15 protein-coding genes, 2 tRNA genes and 1 pseudogene are annotated in these 18,782 nt (G+C 43.9%); 10 read left to right on the top strand and 8 right to left on the bottom strand.

The features are described from left to right. Nucleotides 1-222 precede the first annotated feature (222 nt). From NBH15_RS03810 to NBH15_RS03765, 10 genes and pseudogenes are all read left to right on the top strand, one after another. A pseudogene (locus NBH15_RS03810) lies at nucleotides 223-333 on the top strand (helix-turn-helix domain-containing protein); the annotation flags it as partial. A 268-nt stretch (nucleotides 334-601) separates the two neighbouring features. Beyond that, entirely contained in the window at nucleotides 602-2,203 is a 1,602-nt protein-coding gene (locus tag NBH15_RS03805; RefSeq protein ID WP_250822039.1) for a YfcC family protein, read from the top strand. Nucleotides 2,204-2,227: 24 nt separating this feature from the next. Beyond that, the gene (locus NBH15_RS03800; RefSeq protein WP_443146935.1) at nucleotides 2,228-3,013 is read left to right on the top strand and encodes a glycoside hydrolase family 16 protein; all 786 of its coding nucleotides are present in this window, start codon (nucleotides 2,228-2,230) and stop codon (nucleotides 3,011-3,013) included. Nucleotides 3,014-3,165: 152 nt separating this feature from the next. Beyond that, a complete protein-coding gene (locus NBH15_RS03795; RefSeq protein ID WP_250822038.1) occupies nucleotides 3,166-4,380 on the top strand; it encodes an aminotransferase class V-fold PLP-dependent enzyme in 1,215 nt (404 codons plus the stop codon). Nucleotides 4,381-4,390: 10 nt separating this feature from the next. Then, nucleotides 4,391-4,792: a VanZ family protein gene (locus NBH15_RS03790; protein WP_250822037.1), complete on the top strand. Its 402-nt coding sequence runs from the start codon at nucleotides 4,391-4,393 to the stop codon at nucleotides 4,790-4,792. Between the two features lie 55 nt (nucleotides 4,793-4,847). Beyond that, nucleotides 4,848-5,105 (top strand): hypothetical protein, encoded by a 258-nt coding sequence (locus NBH15_RS03785; protein WP_250822036.1) that lies wholly within the window; start codon nucleotides 4,848-4,850, stop codon nucleotides 5,103-5,105. Further along, entirely contained in the window at nucleotides 5,106-5,423 is a 318-nt protein-coding gene (locus NBH15_RS03780) for a type II toxin-antitoxin system RelE/ParE family toxin (protein WP_250822035.1), read from the top strand. A gap of 1 nt (nucleotide 5,424) precedes the next feature. Then, on the top strand, nucleotides 5,425-6,024 hold the full coding sequence (gene rnhB / locus NBH15_RS03775) for a ribonuclease HII (protein WP_186959857.1): 600 nt from the start codon (nucleotides 5,425-5,427) through the stop codon (nucleotides 6,022-6,024). Between the two features lie 845 nt (nucleotides 6,025-6,869). Then, complete coding sequence (locus NBH15_RS03770) at nucleotides 6,870-10,172, top strand: SusC/RagA family TonB-linked outer membrane protein (protein ID WP_244050271.1); 3,303 nt, start codon at nucleotides 6,870-6,872, stop codon at nucleotides 10,170-10,172. A gap of 19 nt (nucleotides 10,173-10,191) precedes the next feature. Beyond that, a complete protein-coding gene (locus tag NBH15_RS03765) occupies nucleotides 10,192-12,081 on the top strand; it encodes a RagB/SusD family nutrient uptake outer membrane protein (RefSeq protein WP_250822034.1) in 1,890 nt (629 codons plus the stop codon). Nucleotides 12,082-12,144: 63 nt separating this feature from the next. On the opposite strand, the gene NBH15_RS03760 is transcribed toward NBH15_RS03765, so the two are convergent. From NBH15_RS03760 to NBH15_RS03725, 8 genes are all read right to left on the bottom strand, one after another. After that, complete coding sequence (locus tag NBH15_RS03760; protein WP_244050269.1) at nucleotides 12,145-12,570, bottom strand: SufE family protein; 426 nt, start codon at nucleotides 12,568-12,570, stop codon at nucleotides 12,145-12,147. Nucleotides 12,571-12,578: 8 nt separating this feature from the next. Beyond that, nucleotides 12,579-13,574 carry a M20 family metallopeptidase gene (locus NBH15_RS03755; RefSeq protein WP_250822079.1) on the bottom strand — a complete coding sequence of 332 codons (996 nt, stop codon included), beginning with the start codon at nucleotides 13,572-13,574 and terminating at the stop codon, nucleotides 12,579-12,581. A 25-nt stretch (nucleotides 13,575-13,599) separates the two neighbouring features. Then, on the bottom strand, nucleotides 13,600-15,378 hold the full coding sequence (locus NBH15_RS03750) for a gamma-glutamyl-gamma-aminobutyrate hydrolase family protein (protein WP_250822033.1): 1,779 nt from the start codon (nucleotides 15,376-15,378) through the stop codon (nucleotides 13,600-13,602). 95 nt (nucleotides 15,379-15,473) lie between these two features. Then, on the bottom strand, nucleotides 15,474-17,429 hold the full coding sequence (gene gyrB, locus NBH15_RS03745) for a DNA topoisomerase (ATP-hydrolyzing) subunit B (protein WP_244050267.1): 1,956 nt from the start codon (nucleotides 17,427-17,429) through the stop codon (nucleotides 15,474-15,476). Nucleotides 17,430-17,616: 187 nt separating this feature from the next. Further along, a tRNA-Glu gene (locus NBH15_RS03740) sits at nucleotides 17,617-17,688 on the bottom strand. 62 nt (nucleotides 17,689-17,750) lie between these two features. Continuing rightward, nucleotides 17,751-18,005 carry a 30S ribosomal protein S20 gene (gene rpsT / locus NBH15_RS03735; RefSeq protein ID WP_250822032.1) on the bottom strand — a complete coding sequence of 85 codons (255 nt, stop codon included), beginning with the start codon at nucleotides 18,003-18,005 and terminating at the stop codon, nucleotides 17,751-17,753. Nucleotides 18,006-18,047: 42 nt separating this feature from the next. After that, a tRNA-Glu gene (locus NBH15_RS03730) sits at nucleotides 18,048-18,119 on the bottom strand. Nucleotides 18,120-18,251: 132 nt separating this feature from the next. Beyond that, nucleotides 18,252-18,641: a DUF2721 domain-containing protein gene (locus tag NBH15_RS03725; protein WP_250822031.1), complete on the bottom strand. Its 390-nt coding sequence runs from the start codon at nucleotides 18,639-18,641 to the stop codon at nucleotides 18,252-18,254. Between the last annotated feature and the right edge of the window lie 141 nt (nucleotides 18,642-18,782).

Here is an 18,782-nt window from a genome sequence, read left to right as displayed (position 1 = left end):
CGAAGGGTTCAATTGTGAATAGCCCCCGGTGAAACCGGGGGAATATATTGGTCCCAATCGGTGAGCCCCGAAGGGGTTCAGCCATAGCATGTTGTTCGCCCCCTGCGGGGACGTACCATCCGGCAGATATTGGGTCCCCCGGCTTCACCGGGGGCTATTCACAGTTAGTCCTTTCAGGACAAGCAGCGACACTAAAACATTCAATTCTGATAAATTTTGAACTATTCGATAGAGGAAATCGCAGAAATGGTCGGTTTCAATGATACGGCCACCTTCCACAAATGTTTCATGGAACAATACGGAACGACACCTTCGCAATATGGGCCGCCGTAAGGCCGATATATAGTTATATTTACCTGAAAACCCGTTTTAAACGAGCACTAACTTCGTTTAAAACGGGTTTTTTCTCGTTTAAAACGGGGTTACAGTCCGTTTAAGACGAATTTCATCTCGTTTAAAACGAGATTTTTGCAACAATTTGCCCGGAATGTTTCATTTCTGAATAAATATCGAACCCATAAACACCTCCATTCTCTTTCTTTTTTTGAATAAAACAAATGTTTGCCTTAATTTTGCGGTTAATTCTAATCCAAAAGAACGAATGAAACTGAATAAGATACCGCATACTTACACAATTATATCCGTTGTAATCCTGATCTGTGCCGTCCTTTCCTGGATCATTCCTGCCGGCGAATATTCCAGGGAGGTACGGGCAGTCAATGGTACCGAACGTACGGTTATTGTAGATAATTCCTTTCATGCAGTCGATCCCGCTCCACAGAGCTGGCAGGTCTTCGGTGTGTTGCTGGAAGGATTCGAGAAACAGGCTGGCATCATAGCTTTCCTGCTGATTATCGGGGGAGCTTTCCAGATTATGAACAGTAGCCGGGCGATCGATACCGGGATACTATCTTTTCTGCGCAGTTCGCGTAAGGTCGAGAAATATAGACTTTTCCGGATGATTGGAGTGAATAATGTCGTGATATCCTTGATTATAACCCTGTTCAGTTTGTTCGGAGCCGTATTTGGCATGAGTGAGGAGACGCTTGCGTTTGTCATCATTATTGTGCCGCTTGCCATATCGATGGGGTATGATTCCATCACAGGACTCTGTATGGTTTATGTGGCGGCACATGTCGGTTTTTCAGGAGCTATCCTGAATCCGTTTACAATCGGAATCGCGCAGGGATTGTCTGACTTGCCGCTGTTCTCCGGTTTCGGTTACCGGTTGTTTTGCTGGGCGGTACTTACTTCTATCCTGATCGTTATCGTTCTCCGTTATGCGGCAAAGGTGAAAAAGAATCCGAGGCTGTCTTCTATGTATGAGGCGGATGCCTACTGGCGGGAAAAGGGAGAAATTGCTTCCGAAGAGGTGCAGGAAGAAAAGACGACCCGTTCCGCCTGGGTTGTCTACCTATTGTTATTGCTTTCATTGATCGGCTTTTCGATCTATTACCCTTCTACCACATTTGAAGTAGGAGAGAGTGCTGTGAGTTTTCCGGCAGTACCGGTGTTTACCACCCTTTTTGCTTTGACCGGTTGGTTGGGACTGCACAAGTCGAATCAGTTTTTTATTTTGAACTTATTGGGCTATACTATTGTCTTTCTGGTAGTAGGCGTGATGGGATATGGATGGTATCTGATGGAAATATCGGCTATCTTCCTGGCTATGGGACTGCTGTCCGGGTTTGCCAATAACGAGGGAGCCGACGGGATCATCAGCCAGTTCCTGACCGGAGCTAAAGATATGCTTTCGGCTGCACTGGTAGTCGGACTGGCGGGCGGGATTATCCAGATACTACAGGACGGGCGTATCATCGATCCGATCCTGCATAGTATGGCTACTTTAATGGGAGAGGCCGGAAAGATTGCTTCTCTCGGAGTTATGTACCTGATCCAGACTACGATCAATATTATTATCCCTTCCGGTTCGGCGAAGGCGGCATTGACTATGCCGATTATGGCACCATTCTCGGATGTGATCGGTATTTCCCGCCAGGCAACAGTGCTGGCGTTCCAGTTCGGTGACGGGTTTACCTATATGATCACACCAACTTCCGGTGTTTTGATGGGGGCGCTCGGCTTGGCTCATATACCTTATGAAATATGGGTGAAGTGGTTTTTCCGCATTCTTATCCTGTTTATTTTGCTGGGAATGTTATTGTTAATTCCCACAGTTTTAATACCTTTGGATGGATTCTAATCACTTATTCTTAAATACTGCGATATGAAAAAGAACTTTTTAGGGCTGTTGGCCTGCTTGGGCATGATGATTGCCTTACCGTGTTGTAAACCGTCACCTGCTGAGTGGAAATTGGTTTGGGAAGATAACTTCGACCAGACCGGTAGTTTTGATCCTGCTTCATGGAGTAAGATCCCCCGTGGCAAATCTGACTGGAATAACTATATGTCCGATTTTGACTCTTGCTATGCCATGCGTGACGGGAAGTTGGTATTGCGCGGCCTGGTTAATTACAGTCTGCCGACCGATACGGCGGCCTATATAACCGGTGGTGTTTATACAAAGGATAAAGTAGGCTTTAATAACGGGCGTCTGGAAATTCATGCAAAGCTGAACGGAGCGATCGGCGCATGGCCTGCTTTCTGGCTGCTGCCCCAAGATGGCAAATGGCCCGGTGGAGGTGAGATCGACATTATGGAGCGTCTGAACAATGATAGTATCGCTTATCAGACAGTCCATTCCCATTATACTTTTGATCTGGGCATTAAAGATAATCCGAAACAGGGGAGTACCGGACTTATCAACCCGGATGATTTTAATACCTACACGGTAGAAATGTATCCGGATAGTCTGGTGTTTTTCATAAATGAAACCCGTACGTTTGCCTATCCCCGGATTGAAACGGATAAGGAAGGGCAGTTCCCCTTTAATGACGGTAAATTTTATCTGTTGCTGGATATGCAGTTGGGCGGTAGTTGGGTAGGTGCTGTTGATCCTGAAGATCTGCCGGTAGAAATGGAGATAGACTGGGTTCGCTTCTATCAGAAATGATAAAAAGAACTTCATAGGGTACAAGAAAGCCTTTCGCGTAGAAACGAAAGGCTTTTTTTATATTCTTATATCTGTATAAATGAATAAATCGCCGTTGTTAAAATAAACATCGTATCTTTGGCGTTTGTTATACGACTAAAGATACACGAGCTATGTTAGATATACAGTCTATCCGGAAAGATTTTCCAATACTGGAACATAAGATATACGATAAACCGCTCATTTATTTCGATAACGGTGCTACAACGCAGAAGCCCCGGTGTGTGGTTGAAAAGATAGAAAGCGGTTATTATAATGTGAATGCCAACATCCATCGCGGAGTGCATTTTCTGAGCCAGGCTGCAACCGAAGCGCATGAAGAAGCACGTAAAACCGTACAATCATTCATGAATGCGCGTTCTTCCAATGAAATTATTTTTACACGCGGAACGACGGAAGCGATCAATCTGATAGCTTCCAGCTTCACCGACGAGTGTATGTCGGCTGGCGATGAGGTGATTGTCTCTGTTATGGAGCATCATTCCAATATCGTCCCCTGGCAGATACAGGCAGCCCGCAAAGGAATAGCCTTGAAAGTGATCCCGATGAATGAAAAGGGGGAACTGGATATGGAGCAGTTCCGTGAACTCTTCTCGGAACGGACGAAGCTGGTTTCCGTAACCCATGTCTCGAATGTGCTGGGTACAATAAATCCAGTGAAAGAAATAATTGAGGAAGCGCATAACCATGATGTGCCGGTATTGATAGACGGTGCGCAGGCTGTGCCTCACCTGGCAGTCGATGTGCAGGATCTAGATGCTGAGTTCTATGTATTCTCCGGTCATAAAGTATACGGACCTACCGGTATCGGTGTGTTGTATGGAAAAGAAGAATGGCTGGACAAGCTGCCTCCTTACCAGGGTGGTGGCGAAATGATCGCGACTGTCTCGTTTGAGAAGACGACATTTAATGAATTACCGTTTAAATTTGAAGCCGGTACCCCTGATTATATCGGTAGTACGGCTTTGGCAGAAGCCCTGCGTTATGTCAACCGTTTGGGGATGGATAATATCGCCGTTTACGAAGACGAACTGTTACGTTATGCGACCGAAAAGCTGAATGCAATCGAAGGAATGCGTATTTTCGGGCAGGCCGACCATAAGGGGGCAGTTCTTTCTTTTCTGGTAGGCAATATTCATCATTATGATATGGGGATGCTGCTCGACCGTTTGGGAATTGCCGTGCGTACCGGTCACCATTGTGCCCAACCGCTGATGCAGGCTTTAGGCATTGAAGGTACCGTGCGTGCTTCTTTCTCTTTTTATAATACGAAAGAAGAGATTGATACTTTTGCTGCCGGGGTAGAACGTGTAAGAAAAATGTTTTAATAAGTAGTCTATGTTATATTACCTGAAGAAATATCCAATATCCTTGACAATCATTCTGGTTGTTATTTATCTGTCGTTTTTCAGGCCGCCTTCGATGGAGATTGGAAAGATCCCGGGAATAGACAAGGTAGCCCATATTTGTATGTATGCCGGATTGTCCGGTATGCTTTGGATCGAGTTTTTACGTAATCACCGGAAATATGATGAGGTCTTGTGGCATGCCTGGATAGGAGCCGTGCTTTGTCCGATCCTGATGAGCGGGGCGATTGAATTATTGCAGGAATATTGTACGTCATACCGGGGAGGCGACTGGTTTGATTTCCTGGCAAACATCACAGGAGTTGCATTGGCAACCTTATTCTCTTATTTCGTGTTGCGCCCTTGGATGATAAAAAAGAAATATCAGAATTAATTAGTCTATATAAATCAGGATTATTATTTTTGTATGGTATAAATATGACAATCTTATGACAGCATTAGAATTACAAAAGCGGAAGAACTGGGCATTGGAGGTATTGCAATCATGTAATAGTGAAGAAGCAATAGCTCATATGGAGATTCTGGCCCGTAAGTTGCTGGGCATGAACAAGCAGGAGTTGCAACGTCCGAATTGTTTCACTTTGGAAGAAGTGAAGGAGATGTTGAAGGAGACGGAGCGGGACAAAAATAATGATGTTTACGTTAGTGAGCAGGAAATGCGTGACTTTTTTAGGTCTTGGCAATAAATGGAAATACGTTCAAGTAAACTATTCAAACAGCAGGTAGTCGCTTTATTAAGTTATTTAAAAGTTACTTATGGGTTCTCTCTAGCTTCTCGTGTTAAGGATGAGTTAGAAGAAAAGATATTTCTTTTGAAGGCTTTCCCGAATATGGGAACTATTGAGTTGCTTTTGGAAGAGGAGCCTTTGACTTATCGTTATCTTGTAGTCAAACATAATAAGATTCTCTATACTGTTGAAGATAATTATATTTTTATCCATTTATTATGGGATTGCAGGCAAGATTCTTATCGTTTGATTGGTTTAGTAAAAGAAGTTGATTAATATGTTGTTACCTTATTTGGAAGCGAACCGGATAGAAGCCGGATGTGATGAAGCCGGACGCGGATGTTTGGCCGGATCGGTATTTGCCGCTGCTGTTATTTTACCTCCTGATTTCAAGAACGAAGATTTGAATGACAGCAAACAGTTGAGCGAAAAGAAACGGTATGCCTTGCGCCCTGTTATAGAGAAAGAGGCAATAGCCTGGGCTGTCGGTATCGTTACTCCTGAAGAAATTGATAAGATAAACATACTGAAGGCTTCTTTTCTGGCTATGCACCGTGCCATCGACCAGTTGCAGGTAAGACCGGAGCATTTACTGATAGATGGAAATCGCTTTACTCCTTATCCCGATATAAATCATACGACAGTGGTGAAGGGGGATGGTAAATATCTGAGTATCGCCGCTGCCTCCATCCTTGCCAAAACTTATCGTGACGATTATATGGACGAACTAGCCAAAGAGTATCCGGATTATCACTGGACTGAAAATAAAGGTTACCCCACTAAAGCCCACCGTGAAGCAATCCGTGCAATCGGAATTACTCCTTATCACCGTAAAACATTTACTTTATTACCGGAACAATTAACATTGAATTTTTAGTTTTTATTCTTCATCTTTCAATTAATGCCATTGCACTGAGTAACCCCTATTTATTAGTAACACCGGCGGACCTGAAGGGTTCGATTATGAATAGCCTCCGGTGAAGCCGAAGGAATAGTGGTTTCCCTCCAGTGAGCCCCGAAGGTGTTCAATCATAGCTTGTTGTCGTTATTCGCCCCTTTCAGGGACGTGGTGTTTGGCGGATATCCGAATCCCCCGGCTTCACCGGGAGCTATTCACAGTTAGTCCCTTCGGGACATTCACCATAACCAAAAAGTGTTTAGTGCTCTCTTTGGGCTCTTTTTTTTAACATAGTTCACATAGGACTAGGTCTTTTAAGAAGATAAAGGGGCTTTTCTCTGCAAGAAAGAAGTAATTCATAGCCTTGTTTTATTAATTTTTGCATTAAAGTATGTTGTTTTTGCAAAAAATACTATATTTGCAATCGGTTTCTTAACCTAGTCCTATGTGAACTATGTTAATAATACCACTAGTGTTGATATTTTGAAAAACTTAGTTTGATAAAATATGCAGGTAAATCGATCTGATAGTTTGCTATTGGATTGTCTTCTTTGGATACTTCTAAGATATTAATGTTATTGTTGATTTTTAGAAAAAAAACGCTAATTGTCTGTTATGATATAAAACGCTAAAAAGCTCCTGTCATCTGTATTGAGGGAGATACTATACATCTAAAAAAGTCAATATAGAATTGTCTAACTTTTTATTCTTGGTTGATTATGAGGTACAATAGTAGCTAATAGAGGAGATAGAAGGATCGTTCCTTTTAACCTAATCCGTGAATAGTTTTTTTATTCAAGTTCTAATCGTTAATTAATTAAGTTATGAATAATTACACAAAGAAAGTTGCCTGCATGGCCATTCCTTTGTTTTGTCTTAATTTGACCATGGCGGCTGAAAGCAATCTTTCAGACCTTGATATCCGGAAAGCCGTAGCAATAGAGGAAGCTGCATCGGTAAATCAGAATACCCGCAAAGTGACTGGTGTCGTTAAAGATGAAAACGGGGAGCCGGTAATTGGAGCCAGTGTTGTTGAAGTAGGCACAACGAATGGTATTATGACAGATATGGACGGAAAGTTTGAATTGTCCGTCAAAGCTAACGGTTCATTACAAGTCTCTTATGTAGGTTTTGTAACCCAGACTATAAAACCTGGAAATAAAAACAATATTCAAATCATATTACAGGAAGATAACCAGGCATTGGACGAAGTGGTGGTTGTCGCTTTCGGTAAAAGTACGAAAGAGGCCTTCACCGGTTCTGCCGGTATAATGAAATCGGACGACCTTTTGAAAGCACAGGTTAGTAATCCGGCTCAGGCTTTGGCAGGGCGTGTAGCCGGTGTACAGCTAAGCAATTCATCTTCACAACCGGGTAGTTCGCCTTCTATTACAATTCGTGGTTTCGGTTCAATCTCTTCAGATACAGAACCTTTGATCGTTGTTGACGGTATGCCTTTCGATGGTGACCTGAACCTGATAAACTCGAACGATATCGAGTCGATGACCGTATTGAAAGATGCAGCATCTAATGCTTTGTATGGTGCCCGTGGTGCCAATGGTGTTATCATGATTACTACAAAGAAAGGTAAGAATGGTGATGCAAAAGTATCAGTTGATGCCAAATGGGGGGCTAACTCGAATGGTCTCCAGAATTATAAAACGACAAACGCCCAGCAGTTCTACGAAACTTATTACAAGATGTTGTATAACTATTATATAACTGAACCGGGCGGTTCTATGTCGGCAACAGATGCTCATGCTTTGGCAAATCAGCATCTGACAAATTCATCCAGTGGTGTCGGTCCGGGTTATATGATATATACGGTTCCTGAAGGACAAGACTTTATTCAACAGGGTGGCGTAATGAATCCGGGAGCGACTATGGGAGCACTTTATGATTATAATGGTCAGAAATTCTGGTTGCAGGCCGATGACTGGGAAGAGATCGGGTTGCAGAACGGCTTCCGTCAAGAGTATAACGTATCGGTATCCGGTGCTTCCGAGCGTATAAACTATTATACCTCTATAGGATATTTGGATCAGGACGGTATCCAGGAAGGGTCCATGCAAAAACGTTTAACTGCACGTGCAAAATTGGATTACCAAGCAAAGAAATGGTTGAAAGTCGGTGCAAACTTCAACTATACAAAATATAATTACAGCCAGACGTCCGAAGGTACGATCGGTACTGGAACCATCTGGAGTACAATAAAGAGCCAGGCTCCTATTTACCCTGTTTATCTCCGGGATGCGAACAAGAATATTATGATCGACCAGTGGGGAGAGAAAATGTATGACTTTGCACAAGCTTATGATCTGACTCGTGCAGGCGGTGTAGGAGGTAACTGTATCTTCTCTAACAAATACCGTTCGGATGAAACAACAGGTAATTCTTTTATTGCCAGTGGTTATGCAGATATTAATCTGACTCAGGATCTGACATTCACGTTTAATGCCAATGCATATGATTATGATCGTCGTTATACCTATGCAACCAGTCCTTTTGTCGATTACTATACCAGTTCTTCTGATAATGGTTACCTCTCGAAAGCATCTTACCGTACTTTCACTTATAATACGCAACAGTTATTGAATTATAACAAGCAGTTCGGTAAACATGATGTCGGAGCAATGGTCGGTCATGAATATTATAATTACAAATATGAATCATTGAGTGCTTCCGGACGTAATTTCGGAATCGATGGAACACGTGAACTGGCTACTCTTTTGAATTTGAATAATAATCCGTACTCTTATTCAAATTCCTATAATAATGAAGGTTACTTCTTCCGCGCCATGTATAACTACGATGCGAAGTACTTCGGTTCGGTATCTTATCGTCGTGATGCTTCTTCACGTTTCGCGAAAGAACACCGTTGGGGTAACTTCTGGTCGGTCGGCGGAGCTTGGCTTATTTCAAAAGAGGCTTTCTTCAATGCTCCCTGGGTAAACTCCCTGAAGCTGAAAGCGTCTGTCGGATCGCAGGGTAATGACAATATCGGTGATTATTTGTATGCCGATTCTTACAAAGTGGTAAATAATGATGATCAGGCTGCTTACCAGTGGCGTCAGAAAGGTTCCGGTGATATTACCTGGGAAACCAATACAAACTGGAATATAGGAACAGAATTTGATCTTTTCGGCGGACGCCTAAGTGGTAGCTTGGATTATTTCTATCGGAAAACCAGTGATATGTTGTTTTCTTTGAATACACCTCCCTCTATTGGTTACACTAGTTATTTCGTTAACTTGGGTGATATGCGTAATGCCGGTCTTGAACTGGTTTTACAGGGTACCCTGATCAGTAATAAGGATTTCAAATGGGATGTTAACTTCAATATTTCTCATGTAAAGAATAAAGTATTGACTTTACCGGATGCAATCAAAACAACAAAAGTAGACGGACATAACGGTTATGTCAATCTGGATAAATCGTTTGTATCCAAATACAAATATTTTGTGGCAGAAGGTCTTTCACTGTATACTTGGTACTTGCCTAAATTTGCCGGTCTGGATCCTGAAACAGGAGAATCTTTATTCTATAAAGATATTCTTGATGAGGCAGGAAATGTCACAGGACAGGAAACAACCAAGGATGCAAGTCAGGCAACCGATTATCTGATTGGTGATGCTCTTCCTTCTTTCTATGGTGGTTTGGGTACTTCATTATCCTATCGTGGTTTTGACTTCTCTATCAACTTGAACTATCAGTTGGGGGGAAAGGCTTACGACTATACTTATCAGACATTGATGCACACAAGTACCACTACGTCTACAACCTGGCATAAGGACATCTTAAATGCCTGGTCACCGGAAAATACAGGTTCAAGTGTTCCGCGTTTACAGTTTGCAGAAAAGTATTCACAGAATCCGCGTTCAGACCGCTTCATAACCAATGCAAGCTATCTGAATATCCAGAACATCAACTTGGGATATACATTGCCTTCCAGTCTGACACAGAAGTATAATATCCAGAATATACGTGTTTATTTCTCGGGTGAAAACCTGTTCTATTTCTCGGCACGGCAGGGATTCGATCCTCGATATACATTGAAAGGATATAGTAATCCGGAACTTTATTCTCCGATACGTACTATCTCGGGTGGTATTTCATTGACATTCTAAACACTAAAAAGAAAACATCATGAAGAAATATAAGATTTTATTGGCTACTGCGGCTCTTTTGGGGCTAAGTAGCTGTATCGAAGAAACATTGCCGACAGAATATGTGCTGAATGACCAAATTCAAGCATCGGAATCGGCTTTACAGGGGATGGTCAACTCTATTTATACTTCGATGGGCGGGTATATAAATGATGACGGTGGCATAGAAATGATTTCGTATGGTAGTATGCGTGCCATGCTTGAACATAGTACGACCCAGTTTGTTTGTTCTGGTGCGAATGGGTATAACACCATGGGAGCTTATTGCTATGGAGCGATCAGTGCTACAGGTTCCAATCGAGGATTGTATCCTTCTTATCTCTACTATTCTTATATTAAGAATGTAAACGACATTATCGGGATGATCGATGTAAACGATTTGGATGATACGAAAAAGGGATATTTGGGCGTCAGCTATGCTTACCGTGCACTTTATTATCTGGACCTGGTTCAGATTATGGAATACAAGAAACCAACCGATAGCCGTTACAGTTATGTAAGTCCTGAAAATGACTTGACGAATCTGGGGGTGCCTATCGTAACAGAGAAGACAACATCGGAAGAGGCTTCCAACAACCCGCGTGCAACAGTGGATGCAGCCTACGATTTGATATTGAGTGACCTGCAACAGGCAGAAACATATCTGAACGGATATACCCGTACTGATAAAACCCAGCCAAACCTGGCGGTTGTGTATGGTTTGTATGCCCGTACATATGCTAATCTGGCTTCTCGTGTGAAAACATCCGCTACCTATAAAGACGAAGCATCCTATTGGCAGAAATCCGGTGAATATGCAGATAAGGCTATTTCTGTAGCCGGTTGTACTCCATTGACAGAAGCAGAGTGGACTGACCCGGTTAATGGTTTTAACAATCGTAACTCTCAGAATTCATGGATGTGGGCGACTTCTATTTCCGAAGGTAACACCACTGCTGCTACGGGAAACAATCAGTCATTCTCTTTTGCTATGATCTTCGGAACAGAAACGACTTTCAGTGTGTATGGTTGGCGTGTCGGTCGTTCACTCGATCGTAAATGGTACGAACGCCTTTCGGACAACGACTTCCGTAAGAAATCATGGTTGGATCCCAGCTTTTTCTATGAATCGAAAAATCAGAAAGAGGGTGAGCCGTATTTGGTGGAGAGAGATGCTGATGGTAAGTTCATTAATAACAAATGGGCATTGAACGATGTAAGTACAAGTACTACTCAAAGTGATTGGAGTGATGATTATTCTGGATTCGGTCCTGATAAATATCAATATAAGTACAACAGTTCTGCCTCATGGATTCGTTCACGTATCAATTCGTCCAACGGTTTCCAGTCATGGCCGTGGTTGTATGTAAATATGAAATTCCGTCCGCATAACGGAGACTATCGTACTCATACCATCGGCGGTGCAGTCGATTATCCGATCATGCGTATTGAGGAAATGTATTTCTTGAAAGCTGAAGCGGCACTTCATACATCGGGAGTACCTGCGGCAGCAAAAGCATTGGAGGATATTGTGAAAACACGTAATTCCGCTTATACCTGTACAGCTACTACTGCCGATGCATTCCTGGATGAATATGTTTTCCAGAAAGGTATCGAGTTCTGGGGTGAGGGAATTAATTATTTTGATGCTAAACGTTTGGAAGTTGGTATCCACCGTGCTTACAAAGGTTCCAACTGTGAACGTTATCAGCATTGTATTGATATGGATGGTGCCTATGTAGGTTGGACTCCGGGCTGGAACCAGGCTGAATTGAATGCCAATCCTGCCATCTTCCATTATAATAATCCGTATACGAATCCGACGACTTATTATGTATTTAAGTCTAATGATGAGCTTAGGCCGTATTATGGTACCGAAATCACTGAATAAGAAGGGTTATTTGAAATAGTAGAAAGGTATGTCGCGGTTGTCGGCATACCTTTTTTATTTGAATTATCCTTGTTCTTTTGTCCGGAAAGCCAGTGCGTACATTCGCATTTGCTTGACCATAGCCACCAGGCCGTTTGAGCGGGTAGGGGAAAGGTGCTCCTTCAATCCGATCTGCTCAATGAAATAAAGATCGGTATCCAGGATCTCCTGCGGAGTATGGCCGGACAGGACGTTGATCAGTAAGGATACGATACCTTTTACAATCACAGCATCGCTTTCGCCTTTGAATATAATTTTGCCGTCCTCGTAGTCTGCCTGAAGCCATACACGGCTCTGGCAACCTTCGATCAGGTTACTTTCTGTTTTATACTTTTCTTCCAGCGGGGGAAGTGAGTTGCCTAAATCGATCAGCAACGCATACTTGTCCATCCAGTCGTCGAAGGCTGAGAACTCTTCAATAACGTTATCCTGAAGTTCGTTGATAGTCATCGTTTGTATTATTTCTTTTGTCGGTTATATATTACTTCCAGAACCGTTTGCCCTACCGCTTTAAGGGTTTCGCGGTCGATATTTTCCATATTGTCCTTTTGTGTATGCCAGTACCAACCGAAACCGCTTTTGCTGTCAGGGTCGTAGTTGATAATGTCGATACAAGGGATATTGCGTCCTTTGATCACATATTCGTGATCATCGGTGATGGCGCCGCCTGTCGCATTGATGAAATACCTGCCGTATCCGAGGTTGCGTGCCGTGCTCCATACCATTTCCACAATGTTGCCAGCCTTGCTCAATGAAGTCTGTTCCTTGAAGAAAGTGGCGTTTTTAGCTCCGACCATATCCAGCAGGATACCGAAGTCGGCGCGGTAATTGGGTACGTGCGGATTCTTTGCCCAAAACTGGGTCCCCAGGCACCAGGTGTCGGGTTTATAATCGTCTACAAACTCCGGTGTACCGTAATCTTCAGCATCAAAGAAGATGATGTCAATACCTACTCCGGGATCTTTTTGCCCGATCTGCCGGGCTATTTCAAGCAAAGCTCCTACACCGCTGGCTCCGTCGTCGGCTCCGTCGATCGCTTTGCGATGATTAGCCGGGTCGGGATCGTGGTCGGAATAAGGACGCGAATCCCAATGGGCGAAGAGCAGGATACGTTTATCGTTTTCCGGGTTGAAAGAGCCGATGATGTTTTTGGCTTCCAGTCCGGTATTGTCGTAGGCGGTAAGCATGGCTTCCTGTTCGTATACTTTGGCCCCGAAACGTTTCAGTTCGGAGGCGAGATAGTTGCCGCATGCTTTATGGGCATCGGTGTTCGGTACGCGCGGGCCGAATTTAACCTGGTTTTCAACATAAACATAGGCGCTGTCGGCATTGAAAGAAGGCGTTGTTGTTGTCATTGGCGTCTGGCTGACTGTCGTTACTTCCTGTTGCTGGTTCTTTGCCTGGCTACAGGCGAGCAATGAAAAAGCAAATAGAGCTATATACAAAACGTGCATCATATCTGTTAGTATTTCTTTATTATCATCCGTTATAGGCCGACTGCACACGTGACATGACACGCAGCAGGTTGCCTCCCCATATCTTTGCAATATCATTCTCTTTGTAGCCGTCTTTCAGAAGGCGCAGGGTGATATTGATAAGTTCGTTACTTGCCCGGCATCCGATCAGTTCGCCGTCGCCGTCGAAATCGGAGCCGATACCCACATGGTTGATACCGATCAGGTCCACTATATGATTAATGTGGCGTATGGCATCGGTAAGCGATGCTTTTTCAGCATCTTCATTGATGAAGCCTTTATAAAGGCATACTTGTACTACGCCTTGTTTTTCGGCCAGTGCTTTCAGTTGCTCATCTGTCAGATTGCGCGGATGGTTGCACAGGGCGCGTGCCGAAGAATGTGAAGCGATGATCGGTTGTGTACTGACTTCCAATGCGTCGTAGAAGGTACTTTCGGCAGCGTGCGACACATCTACCAGGATGCCCAGCCGGTTCATTTCGGCAACCACTTCTTTTCCGAAAGGACTTAGTCCGCCCCATTCTGCTTCTCCGCGGGCAGAGTCGCATATGTCGTTGTTCCCGTTGTGGCAAAGCGTGATATAGCTGACGCCCAGTTCTTTGAAACGGGCTATGTTTCGAATATCTTTACCTATGGCATAACCGTTTTCCAAACCCAGCATGATCGCTTTCTTGCCGGCATCTTTCGTTACCCATACTTCCTGTGAAGTCCGGGCGATGTTCATTCTGCCGCGGTTAATTTCCATTTGGCGATGAATTTCGTTCAGCCGGTTCATGGCAAAATCGGTTGCCTGCTGCAATGATTCGTCATCCCGTTTGCCTTGCGGGATATAAGCGACCATGATCGCAGCGTCGACCATTCCTTCTTCCATCAGTGGCAGGTTTACTTTGCCTCCCTCTTTCAATCCGATATTGAACTGGCCGGGGAAGATCATCGGTGTGTCCGTATGAGAATCGAGTATGACGTTCCGGCTATGGATGCGTTTTGCTTCCTTAAACAGGCGAGCCGTTTCCACATGATGTCTGAACAGTTCGAGCATAAGTTCGTCGTCGTTGGCTGCCATTGCTTCGGGATGCCATTGCACGCTGAAGATCTCTTTTTCGGGATGCTCCATGGCCTCGTTGATACCATCCGGGGCAACTGCCGTTTCTTTAAACTCGGGTGCGATATCTTTGACTGCCTGATGATGGAAAGAGTTGACGAATATATCCGGTTCTTTCTTTAACAGATCGAACAGGCGCGAAGAAGTATCGGTGATCCGTATGGAATGGGAAGCCTGTTCGCGCGGCATCGTCTGGCTGTGCTTGAACAGTGTGGCTTCGTGTTGTGAATGGATATCCTGGTACACGGAACCGCTGAAGGCTACATTGATAAGCTGGTGGCCGCGGCAAATACCCATGACGGGTAACTGGCGATTAGTTGCCAGCCTGAGCAAGATCAGGTCGAACTCGTCGCGGAAAGTATCCACGTCCTGTAATTGCGGAACGGGTTCCTCTCCGACATAAAGCGGGTTGATATCTCCGCCGCCGCTCATCAGCAGTCCGTCCAGTCCGGATACGATTGCCGTAAGTGCTTCCATATCTGTAATGACAGGGATCAGCACCGGTGCGCCTCCTGCTTTCACTACGGATTGCACATAGGTCTCGGCTATACAGGAAAGTCCGTCTTTCCGGTTTGAAGATATTCCTATGCGGGGAGGCTGAAGTTTTTCTTTTTTCGGACTGAAATTGTCAACTTCCCTGAATAAGGCTTCTAAACTCGGACGACGGACTTGATAATTCATAACTATACTTTTTAATTGACAATTGAAATTGACAACTGACAATTATAGATAGTTGCTAATAAATTGTCAATTGTCTATTGTTAATTGTCCGCTGATTAAGCGTCAATATTTGCATAAGTTGCATTCTCTTCGATAAACTCGCGGCGCGGACCTACTTCTTCACCCATTAACATGGCAAAAATCTGGTCTGCTTCTGCTGCGCTGTCGATCGTGATCTGCTTCAACGTACGGTTTTCAGGATTCATGGTCGTATCCCATAACTGGTGGTCGTTCATTTCTCCCAAACCTTTGTATCGTTGTGTATGGATCTGGTTCTCGTTACCTCCACCATATTTATCGATGAATGCCTGGCGTTGTTGTTCAGTCCAGCAGTATTCTTCGACTTTACCTTTTTTACAGAGGTAAAGGGGAGGAGTCGCCAGATAAACATATCCGTTTTCGATCAGGGCACGCATTCTGCGGAAGAAGAAAGTAAGAATCAATGTGGCAATGTGGCTTCCGTCCACGTCGGCATCGGTCATGATGATTACCTTGTGGTAGCGGAGCTTGCTCAGATTCAATTCCTTCGGATCTTCCTCTGTACCAATAGTAACACCCATTGCACGGAAGATGTTCTGGATTTCTTCACTTTCGAATACTTTGTGGTCCATTGCCTTTTCTACGTTCAGGATCTTACCACGAAGCGGCAGGATAGCCTGAAACACACGGTCGCGGCCCTGTTTAGCCGTACCGCCTGCCGAGTCCCCTTCGACCAGGAATAATTCGCAGATTGCAGCGTCTTTCGAAGAACAGTCAGCCAGTTTACCGGGCAGACCGCCACCAGTCATCGGCGATTTGCGCTGAACCAGTTCACGTGCTTTACGGGCAGCCTGACGTGCTTGTGCTGCCAGAACAACCTTTTCTACAATTATTTTGGCTTCTTTCGGATGCTCTTCCAGATAGTAAGTAAGTGCTTCTCCGATGGCCTGGTCTACGGCACCGGTCACTTCACTGTTACCCAGTTTTGTTTTTGTCTGTCCTTCAAACTGCGGTTCGGCCACTTTGATAGAGATAACGGCTGTCAGACCTTCGCGGAAGTCATCGCCTTGGATCTCTACTTTTGCTTTTTCCAGCAACTTGGAGTCTTCAGCATATTTCTTCAGTGTACGTGTCAGACCACGACGGAAACCGGCGAGGTGCGTACCACCTTCAATCGTATTAATATCATTTACATAGGAGAACACGCTTTCGTTGAAAGATGTGTTGTATGTCATGGCTACTTCAACAGGAATACCCTGCTTTTCTGTAACGATATGGATAACGTCAGGAATCAGGGATTCTTTGGAACGGTCTACGTAACGGACGAACTCTTTCAATCCTTCTTCCGAGCGAAATACTTCCGACTTATAAGAACCGTCTTCTTTCGTTACACGCTTGTCCGTCAATGTCAGGCTGATACCTGCATTCAGAAAAGCAAGTTCGCGTAAGCGGGTAGCCAATATATCGTATTTGTATTCAGTAACAGTAAAGATACTGCCGTCCGGTTTGAAAGAGATAGTCGTTCCAGTCGTATCGGCTGTACCGACAACTTCTACACCGTGCAACGGTTTACCACAAGAGAATTCCTGCATATGGATTTTACCTTCACGGCGGACTTCTGCTTTCAGGTAAGTGGAAAGTGCGTTTACGCAGGAAACACCCACACCGTGCAGACCTCCGGATACCTTATAGGTACCTTTGTCAAATTTACCACCGGCGTGTAGAACGGTTAATACTACTTCCAGGGCAGATTTGCCTTCTTTCTCATGAATACCTACCGGTATGCCACGGCCGTCGTCTGTTACTGTGATAGAGTTATCTTCGTTTATAACTACGTCGATCTGGGAACAAAATCCGGCTAGTGCTTCGTCAATAGAGTTGTCAACAACTTCATACACCAGATGGTGCAGACCTTTTTCGCTAGTGTCGCCAATGTACATGGACGGCCTTTTTCGTACTGCTTCTAACCCTTCAAGTACCTGAATACTGTCCGCAGAGTATTCTCCGGAAGCATTCTTCATTTCTTCACTCATGAGTTTCTATCCTTTAAAATCACTAAATTTCTATATATCTAAAAATGCTAACAAATGTAGTGAAAATAATTGACTTAGATGGTACAAATGTAGTGAAAATAGCAAAAAAAGCAGGGTGGAGAAAGTGTGATGGGAGGTATAAAAACAAAGCAGTCGGGTCACAATTGATCCGACTACTTCTGTAAAGTAGCCCATAGGGGAATCGAACCCCTCTTTCAAGAATGAAAATCTTGCGTCCTAACCGATAGACGAATGGGCCATCTGGGTTAAAAAAACCGGGCGTTAAAGTCCGGCTTATACTATATAAGTATAACCTATTCCTTATGCAAGTTTGTTAACGTGCTTTGTCAATTTGGATTTCAGGTTGCCAGCTTTATTCTTGTGAATAACGTTTTTCTTAGCAAGCTTATCCAACATAGAGCACACCTTCGGTAACAGAGTCTGAGCTTCGTTTTTGTCTTCAGTGGCACGCAAAACACGCATTGCATTTCTAGCAGTTTTTGCATGATATCTGTTCTGCAAACGTCTTGCGTTAGTCTGTCTGATCCTTTTGATTGATGACTTGTGATTTGCCATTTCTTAGCTATTCTTTATTGAATTTTTTAATCTTGTTTATTGTAGCCCATAGGGGAATCGAACCCCTCTTTCAAGAATGAAAATCTTGCGTCCTAACCGATAGACGAATGGGCCATCATGTCAAAGTTCTCACTTTCAGCGTTCTGGGATTGTTGATTTCCCGATTGCGAGTGCAAAGATAGATGTTCTCCCTGAACTACCAAAACATTTCAAGGGAAAATTTAATAGATATTCCTGTTTTAACTTCTATTTAGAACTTATGTCCTGTAAATGTATTTCGAGAGCCTTGACGGAAATGTTTATTTCCCAGATACATACGCATAGGGAAGCGGCCAGCAGCAGCAGTGCGACACCGAATATCCAGGCAGCAATGATTTGCCATGAAATATAGATAAAGAACATGGAAATTACGCAAAGGAGCAGACTGAGTATCCCGAGTATCTGCATCGAACGGGTCAGGTAAAGCCGTTTGCGGAGGTTTGCAATCTGTGCAATATCTTTCGGGTCGTGTGTCTGCTGGTGTTTTTCTTTCAATGCGCGGACCACGCTGGCGTACGACAGGAAACGGTTGGTGTAGGCCAGTAATATTAATGATATGGCTGAAAACAAAAGCGACGGGGTAGTAAGATCTAACATAACTCAAATGTATTTATACACTAGTGTCCCGTTAAAATCGGGACGAGTTATTAATTAATCAAATAATCCCGGAATAAGGGGATTAAATTGTTCTTTGACATCATTGAAATTAGTCTTATTAAACAGCTCTTGTAAATGCGT

Source organism: Parabacteroides caeci (assembly GCF_023656795.1).
Lineage (GTDB): Bacteria > Bacteroidota > Bacteroidia > Bacteroidales > Tannerellaceae > Parabacteroides > Parabacteroides segnis.
This window is presented reverse-complemented; position numbering and strand designations above follow the sequence as displayed.